The organism is Oleiphilus sp. HI0067 (assembly GCF_001635735.1).
On the sequence record NZ_LWFI01000720.1, the window covers coordinates 1 to 516 of the forward strand.

A 516-nucleotide genomic window follows, 5' to 3' on the forward strand; every position below is an offset into this window, starting at 1 on the left:
TGTATTGGCTGATCTCGCAATCGAGAGTGAGGCCGCTATGTTAATGACAATGAGAATGGCGAAGGCACTCGAGAATTCAGATGACAATGAAAAAGAGTCGATGTTGGCACGTCTCGGAACGGCGGTAGGAAAATATTGGATATGTAAACGTACGCCAGCGCATGCGTATGAAGCAATGGAATGTATCGGTGGTATGGGTGTTATGGAAGACACGATAATGCCGCGTTTATTTCGTGAATCACCGATTAATGCCATCTGGGAAGGAAGTGGGAACGTACAATGCTTAGACATGTTACGAGCTATCTCGCGTTCACCGGAAACCCTGGATGCAATCTTCGAAGAACTCGATAAAGCAACTGGTAAAAGTATATATTTTGACGATCACCTAAGGCATTTGAAATTACAACTAGAGGACAAAGAGCATATTGAGTTTCGTTCTCGGACGATCGTTGAGCAGCTAGCGTTAGCATTACAGGGTGCGTGTTTACTACTTTACGGGAATGAAGTCGTAGCAGA

Annotated in this window: 1 protein-coding gene; it reads left to right on the forward strand. The window is 44.6% G+C overall.

Annotated features, from left to right (window positions below; genetic code table 11):
* Nucleotides 1-55: 55 nt before the first annotated feature.
* The coding region (locus tag A3739_RS08030; RefSeq protein WP_255376773.1) for an acyl-CoA dehydrogenase family protein at nt 56-516 on the forward strand (461 nt) is incomplete at its 3' end.